This window comes from Acidobacteriota bacterium, assembly GCA_009691245.1.
GTDB lineage: Bacteria > Acidobacteriota > Terriglobia > 2-12-FULL-54-10 > 2-12-FULL-54-10 > SHUM01.
Genome location: SHUM01000092.1, coordinates 1 through 7,983 on the forward strand (window position 1 = coordinate 1; position 7,983 = coordinate 7,983).

5 protein-coding genes are annotated in these 7,983 nt (G+C 59.3%); 4 read left to right on the plus strand and 1 reads right to left on the minus strand.

What is annotated here, in order from left to right:
* A partial coding sequence (locus EXQ56_14440) for a carboxypeptidase regulatory-like domain-containing protein (protein ID MSO21620.1) occupies positions 1 to 305 on the minus strand: 305 nt, incomplete at its 3' end.
* Positions 306 to 757: 452 nt separating this feature from the next.
* Between EXQ56_14440 and EXQ56_14445 the strand changes: the two genes are divergently transcribed.
* The 4 genes from EXQ56_14445 to EXQ56_14460 form a co-directional block, all read left to right on the plus strand.
* Complete coding sequence (locus EXQ56_14445; protein ID MSO21621.1) at positions 758 to 3,145, plus strand: DUF1592 domain-containing protein; 2,388 nt, start codon at positions 758 to 760, stop codon at positions 3,143 to 3,145.
* A 28-nt stretch (positions 3,146 to 3,173) separates the two neighbouring features.
* Positions 3,174 to 4,538: a DUF1552 domain-containing protein gene (locus EXQ56_14450; protein ID MSO21622.1), complete on the plus strand. Its 1,365-nt coding sequence runs from the start codon at positions 3,174 to 3,176 to the stop codon at positions 4,536 to 4,538.
* A 46-nt stretch (positions 4,539 to 4,584) separates the two neighbouring features.
* A complete protein-coding gene (locus EXQ56_14455; GenBank protein MSO21623.1) occupies positions 4,585 to 6,261 on the plus strand; it encodes an ankyrin repeat domain-containing protein in 1,677 nt (558 codons plus the stop codon).
* Between the two features lie 259 nt (positions 6,262 to 6,520).
* Positions 6,521 to 7,983: carboxypeptidase regulatory-like domain-containing protein (locus EXQ56_14460; GenBank protein MSO21624.1), on the plus strand; the 1,463-nt coding region annotated here is incomplete at its 3' end.

Below are 7,983 nucleotides of genomic sequence, written 5' to 3' on the forward strand. Positions count from 1 at the left end.
TGCCCCACGGTCAGGGTGATTCCAGAGCGCACCGAGGCGCGGAATCCTGCCAGTTGAGCCGTGATGGAGTAGCTCCCGAGCGATAGATTCGGTGCTTGATAACGTCCTCGCTCATCGGTGGTGAGCGTTCGCGTGGCCCCGGTTTCCTGGTTGCGAATTTCAACACCGGCATTGGGCATGACGCCGCCGCTGGCGTCATGTACGACGCCGGAGAGGGTGCCTCCTGTCAGTTGTGCCGAGGCTGACCCGGCGGTCAATAGCAGCACTGCACCCAATCCAATTAGTAACCACTTGCGCAAAATCATTTTGCTCTCCCGGTCGAACTGAACTAGCGAATGAAGTAACCGTTATTGCTTGTTGGACGAACTTGCATTCTGGCCGGTTTTTATCACGCGGTGCGGACGGGTGTCAAGAACAAAACCATTTTTCCATTGCGGTAAGATGCAGCATATCGCGGAAATTCGAGGTGTAGGCTGGGGATTCCCCGTGCGGCCGATTCGGAATGCGAGCCGGAAGCGAAAATGAGCACTCCGCCGGTCAGCGGCAATCTGGAGTTCCCATAAATTGGGGAAATTAACCTAACCTATATTCTGTTATTCCGTTGCAATAATTTCACCTTGACTTTACCGGCCTGAAAGCTATATAAGGCATACAGGCGAATTAGGGGCACTGGCCCCCTTTTGCTATCCGGTTTTGACAACTCTGGCCGATTGCCATGAGCAGTTCGAGCTGTTTCAGTCGTTGAGAATTCCTGAGAGTGAGACATCTGCTGCAATTCTGGTCAGGGCTACCGTTGCTGATCCTGGCAACAGCCGCCCCCGTTTCGGCCTTGGCCCAGACGTCGACTGTGTCGACCTCGCAGGCCTTGCTCAATCGCTACTGCATAACCTGCCACAATGAAAAACTCAATACCGCCGGCTTACGGCTCGATCAGGCCAACTTGAGCAAAGTTGCCGCCGAGGGCGAGGTGTGGGAAAAAGTCGTCAAGAAGCTGCGCGGCGGGGCCATGCCTCCGGTGGGCGCGCCTCGGCCGGACAAGAAAGACCAGAACGCGATGGTCGCCTATCTGGTGACAAGCTTGGATGGCTCGGCGGCTGCTGCGCCCAATCCAGGCCACGCGCCGGGATTGCACCGTTTGAACCGTGCGGAATATCGAAACGCGATCCGCGATCTGTTGGCGGTGGATGTCGACGAAGTCTCCTTGCCGCCGGATGATTCCGGCTTTGGTTTTGACAACATTGGGTCGGTGCTTTCCGTCTCGCCGCTTTTAATGGAGCGCTATCTTTCCTCGGCGCGGAAAATCAGCCGCACTGCCGTAGGCGAGCCGCTGGCGAGGGCCGATTTCCGCCGTTATGAAATTTCCTCGATGCTGGATCAGCAAGAGCGCATGAGCGATGACTTGCCGTTTGGTTCTCGCGGTGGAGCGGCCATCAAGCACATGTTCCCGCTCGACGGCGATTACCAGTTTCGCATTCGTCTGCAGCGGGATGCGGGAACGGACATCGTGCGTGGCCTAGCCGAGTCGCACGAGGTGGACCTACGGTTGGACGGCAATCGCCTCAAATTGTTTTCCGTGGGAGGTCCGTCGGCTGCCGCCAAGCCGGCAAAGCCGGGGGCGGTTCCCGAGCCGGCCGATGTGAGCCTAGTGGTCCGTGCCACGGTGCAGGCTGGCTCGCGCGCAGTCGCCGTAACATTTCCCAGCCAGATCATGGATGCAGAGGGTGTCATTCGCCCGGACCAGGCCCTGGCCAGTCTAAGCGCGCCGGCGGTTGAGAGCATCCTGATCGAGGGCCCATTTGAAAGCAAGGGTCCGGGGCAAACTGCCAGCAGGCAGAAGATTTTCACCTGCGCACCAGCTTCCAGCACCAATGGCGAGGCCTGCGCGAGGCAAATTCTGACTCAGCTGGCGCGACGCGCCTACCGGCGACCGGTGAATGAGGATGACATCCAGTTGCTGCTTTCGCTATTCCGCCAGGGCCGTGAGCGAGCGGGATTCCAGCACGGCATTTCCGAGGCGCTACGTGTGATTCTGGTGAATCCGAACTTCCTATTCCGCATTGAATCGGACAGGGCAATCCGATCGGTACAGGGCGCATTTCCCGTCAGCGATTTGGAGTTGGCTTCCCGGCTTTCGTTTTTCCTCTGGAGCAGCATACCGGATGACGAGTTGCTGGCGCTGGCTGAAAAGGGCAAGCTGAACGAGCCCGGTGCGGTTGAAAAACAGGCGCGGCGCATGTTAGCCGATCCCCGCGCCGAAGCGTTAGTTACCAATTTTGCCGGCCAGTGGCTGCTGCTGCGTAGCGTCAAGATGGCCCAGCCGGACCGTGGTGAATTTCCGGATTTCGATGGCAGCCTGCGCGAAGCTTTTCAGAAAGAGCTGGAGATGTTCTTTGCCAGTATGCTGCGTGAAGATCGCAGCCTGCTGGATCTGTTAACCGCCGATTACACGTTCGTAAATGAGCGGCTGGCAAAGCACTACGGAATCGCCCGAATCTATGGGAGCCATTTTCGCCGGGTGAAGTTGACCGACGAGAACCGCTGGGGTCTACTGGGCAAGGCCGGCATCCTGACGGCGACGTCCTATAGCTCGCGCACCTCGCCGGTGCAGAGGGGCAAATGGCTGCTCGAAAATTTGCTGGCGACTCCGCCACCGCCGCCACCACCAAACGTGCCCAGTCTGCAGGAGCGCAACGACGAGGGAAAGATTCTTTCCATGCGTCAAGAGATGGAGAAACACCGCGCCAATCCGGCCTGCGCGGCTTGCCACGCCCGCATGGACCCGCTTGGATTCGCGCTGGAAAATTTTGATGCCATCGGCCGCTGGCGTGAGGCCAGCGGGCCGGAAAACTTGCCTGTGGACTCCTCCGGCGTGTTGCCGAGCGGGAGCAAGTTTAGAGGCCCGGCGGAACTTAGCAAGCTGCTGGCTGGTGATCCTGAGTTGTTTGCTGGTGCCGTCACGGAAAAGCTGCTGACTTACGCGCTGGGTCGCGGGCTCGAGTACTATGACGCTACTGCCGTCAGGAAGATTTTGCGCGGAGCGGCAGCGAGTAATTTCCGTTGGTCTTCCGTGATTGTGGGAATTGTATCCAGCACGCCATTTCGCATGAGGACGCAGGCCGAGCCAGCGCAAGTTGCCGCTAAGTAACAAGAGATTCGCAGTTTGGAGGTTGGTCATGATGATTCTGAAGAAGGCGATTGCTCGCCGGGCATTTTTGCGCGGAACAGGCGCGGTGATCGCGTTACCGCTGCTGGACGGGATGGTGCCGGCGTTCGCCTCTGCGCTTGGTTCAAACGGTGAAGCGGGCAGCCGCGCGCCGGTGCGATTAGGCTTCATCAACTTTCCGAACGGCGCCATCATGGACAAGTGGACGCCGGCGGCTGATGGAGCGAAGTTCGACCTACCACCCATCCTCGAAGCGCTGGCGCCCTATCGCGAAAAGATGCTGGTGATTAGCGGCCTGTCACACGTGAATGGACACCGTCGCATGGATGAAGCAGGCGGCGACCACTCGCGTGCCGCCGCAACTTGGCTCACCGGCGCGCACCCCAAAAAGACCGAAGGCGACGATATTCGTGTCGGGATCTCGGCAGATCAGCTCGCCGCGCAGACCCTGGGTAAACAGACACAACTGGCTTCGCTCGAAATGACGCTGGATAACACCGATCTCGTCGGCGGTTGCGAGGGCGGCTACAGCTGCTCGTACATCAACACGGTTTCTTGGCGCACGGCGACCACGCCGGTGCCCATGGAGAATCAACCTCGCGCGGTCTTCGAGCGGCTGTTCGGCGACAGCGACTCGACCGATCCGGCTGAACGACTGACGCGCATTCAGGAAGACCGCAGCGTGCTCGACGCCGTCTCGCAGGATGTCTCGCGCCTACAACGGAAGCTGGGTGCCGGGGATCAGAACAAGCTGGCGGAATTCTTCGATGCCATCCGCGACATTGAGCGTCGCATCCAGATGTCCGAAGATCAATCGGCGCGGCAGTTGCCTTCGCTGGTGCGGCCCGCCGGCGTGCCAGAGCGCTATGACGATTACTCAAAGCTCATGTACGACCTCATGGTACTTGCTTTCCAGACCGACATGACCCGCGTGCAAACGATGTATCTGTCGCGCGAACAGAGCAACAGGGCTTACACGGAGCTTGGTATCAGCGAGGCTCACCACGCACTATCGCACCATTTTGGCGACGCCCGCAAGATTGCCCAGATGGTCCAGATCAATATGTTCCACGTCAAACTACTCAGCTACTTCCTCGACCGCTTGCAGTCTACGCCGGATGGCGATGGCTCCTTGCTGGATCACTCGTTGCTGCTTTACGGCAGCAGCTTGAGCGATGGCAACATTCACTCCCATGATGACCTGCCGAACCTGCTGATCGGCGGTGGTGCCGGGCAGGTGCGCGGCGGTCGCCACATTAAGATGCCAACCGACACGCCAATGACCAATCTGCTGCTGTCCGTTCTGGATAAGGTTAATGTGCATGTGGATAAGCTCGGCGACAGCACCGGTCGCGTCGAGTTGCCCAGCGCATAGACGGCCAGTTCAACTGATGGCTTGCTAGTTTTGTAGGAGATTAATCATGAAGATATCAATCACCGGCAGAGTTCTAGTTGGCCTTGCGTTTTTGGCCGGGGCTTCTCTTTTTGCGGCCATGGATTTGAGCCTGATCGATGCGGTGCGCAATCAGGATCAGGCGCAGGTTCAGCGGCTGCTGAAGCAGAAGGCGGACGTAAACGCCACACAGCCGGATGGCTCCACTGCGTTGAGCTGGGCCGTGAATCGCGATGAGTTAGTGATCGCCAGGATGCTGCTGCGCGCCGGAGCCAGGCCCAACGCAGCGAACGAGTATGGCGTCACTCCACTTTGGCTGGCCGCCGATGCCGCCAACGTTGCGATGGCCGAGTTGCTCCTGAATGGCGGCGCCGATGCTAAGACCTCGGCCTTGAACGGGGAGACGGCGCTGATGCGCGCCGCGCACACCGGCAGCATCGAGATTGTGCAGAAGCTGATCGCCCACGGCGCGGACGTGAATGCCAAGGATAGCCTCAACGGGCAGTCGGCGCTGATGCGCGCGGTCGCCGCCAAACATCCGCAGGTGGTGGCGGCACTGATCGAGCATGGCGGGGACGTGAAAGTCTACTCAAAGGGTGGGTTCACGCCGCTCCTATTTGCCGCTCAACAAGGAGATGACGAGTCGGCGCGGATACTGCTTTCCATGGGCGCAGACGTAAATCAGGCGGTGCTGAAGACCGCGAAGCGCGCTGTCTCGGGGCTGTACGCGCCGACACAAGCCGCGCCTGCGGATCAAGGCGCGGTCGCCTCTGTGGCCAACTTGAGCGAAGGCGATGTCCCCAAGGGCGAGGAGGGCCGAGACCTGCGGCCCACTGCGGCTGTGGGGGGAGACCTCGAGAAAACTCCAGTCGGCACGGCTACGCCGCTGCACATCGCCATTCAGGCTGGCTACGAGAAGCTGGCGCTCTATCTGATCGAGCACGGCGCAAACCCCAACGCGGTGGATGCAGTGGGCATGACCCCGCTGCACTATGCGCTCTACAAAGGCATCTACTCGATCAATGGCACACTGCAGGTTTCCCGGCCCGCCGAGGCCTTTCTTTTTCGTCCCAACATGCATGGGTTGGTGAAGGAGCTGCTGGCACGCGGGGCGAACCCCAACGCGCAAGTCTCCCGCTATACAGTGAAGAATACAGACCGCATGAATTTGCTTGGCGCCACACCGTTCTTGCTGGCGGCGGCTTCATCCGATCCGGTGGCCATGCGCCTGCTGCTGGACAAAGGCGCCGATCCGGTAATGAAGACCAAGGACGGCACCAGCCCGCTAATGGTGGCCGCCGGACTTGCGCGCACCAAGGATCGCTCCAAAAAGGATGAACAGAGTGCGCTCGAAGCCGTGCGAATGACTTTCGAGCTGGGCAATAAGCCGAATGATTTGACGATGGACGGCATGGGCGCCATGCACGGGGCGGCGCTGGCGGGAGCAAACGACATCATCCGTTATCTAGTCGAGCACGGCGCGGACTTGAACATTCCGACTAAAATCGGCCAGGTTCCGTTGAGCGTGGCGATGGGCGTTTATCCCATCAACATCCCGGCCAGCGAAATCCGGTTTGCGCTGAACGCCACGCATCCGGCGACGGCGGACTTGCTGCTGAAGCTGGGAGCCAAACCCTTAGTGCCGAGCGAGTGGAGTTTGCCTGGCGAGGCCTTGGTGGGCTCTAATGTGGGACCGGCAAAGTAAGTTGGGTGGCGAATATTACTGAAGAATTTCCAGACTATCGGCAGCGGCGGGACTGAATGTCAGCTCTGGTCAGTCTGTCTGAACGCGAGTAGTTTAATCCAAATCCGATTTTTGGGGCTGATCGCCCTGTGATCCGTAGAATTGATCGCTGGGTGATTCAGGGGAGGCCTACGTGGCTAGTCAACGCAAATCAAATTTGTGCCGTGTCGTTTGGTTGTCAGTAATTTTGATTGCACTTTCCCGGCCTGCCGCGGCGCAAATGCCTACGGCCACAGTACTCGGCTCGGTGAAAGACAGCACCGGCGCGGTAGTGCCAGGCGTCCGCATTTCGGCGCGCAGCACGGAGACGGGACAGTCGCGCATCGTAACGTCTGGCTCTGATGGTGCGTACCGGCTCTCGGCTCTGCCGGTGGGGAATTATGAGATTCGCGTCGAGCATCCTGGTTTCCGCACTAAGGTGCAATCCGGCTTGAATCTGGCAGTTGGCCAGGAAGCCGTGTTGAATTTCGCCCTCGAAATCGGTGCGATTGAACAGACCGTGGAAGTAACGGCGGAGGCACCGCTGGTGAACACCACGAGCGGCTCGCTAGGCGGGCTGGTGGATGAGAAGCGCATCGCCGAGCTGCCCCTCAACGGCCGCAACTTCGTGGATTTGACGTTCCTGCAGGCCGGCGTGCAGCGTGATCCGGCCAGCAAAGCCGGCGGGCCCATCATGCGCGGCGACTGGTTCAGCGGCAACGGCGCGCCGGGACGCTCCAACAACTTCCTGCTTGATGGCGCCATGATGACCAACCTCAACGGCAACTCGCCGGCAACCAACGCCGACTGGTCGCCGGGCGTGGAGGGCATCCGCGAATTTCGCGTGGTTACCAATTCCTTCAGCGCCGAGTACGGCATGAAGATGGGCAGTCAGGTCACCATCGCCAGCAAGAACGGCACCAATGCCTTTCACGGCTCGCTGTTCGAGTATTTTCGCAACAGCGCGCTGGACGCCCGCAACTTCTTTGACAAGAGGACTGCAACAACTCCGCGCCGGCTCCCGGCCTTTACCCGCAACAATCTAGGCGGCTCCGTAGGCGGCCCCATTCAGCGCGACAAACTGTTCTTCTTTGGGGTGTATGAACTACTGAAGGAGCAGCTGGGCACCACCCAGAATGCGGACGTGCCGACCATCGAACAACGAGCCGCATTTACTTCGCCCGTTACGCGCCCGTTCCTGCAGTTTTATCCTATGCCGAACATCACCGTGAATGGCATCCTGAATCGCTTTAATTATTCGCCTACGCAACCCACCACCGGCAACTACGGGCAAATGCGCTCGGATTACACCTTGTCGAATTCCGACAATATGTTCGTGCGCTACACCGTTCAAGATTCCCAGCTTACCCAGCCGACGAGCATTCCGGACTTCGGCAGCATCCGCACGGGGCGCGCGCAGTTTGCGACTCTTTCCGAGAGCCACATTTTTTCCCCGACCTTTCTGAGCACATTCAGATTTTCTTACAGCCGCACCAATGACAGCGGCAGGAATATCTTCGAACCGCCAGGCGCGGACATTTCATTCGTCCCCGGCACCGCCATGGGTCAACTGGTGGTGGGTGGTTTGACGAGCATTGGACCCTCCAGCACGAACCCGCTCAGCGCCAAGCAAAATATTTTCACCTGGAGCGATGACGCCATCTACACTCTCGGCGCACACTCATTGAAGTTCGGCACGCTGAT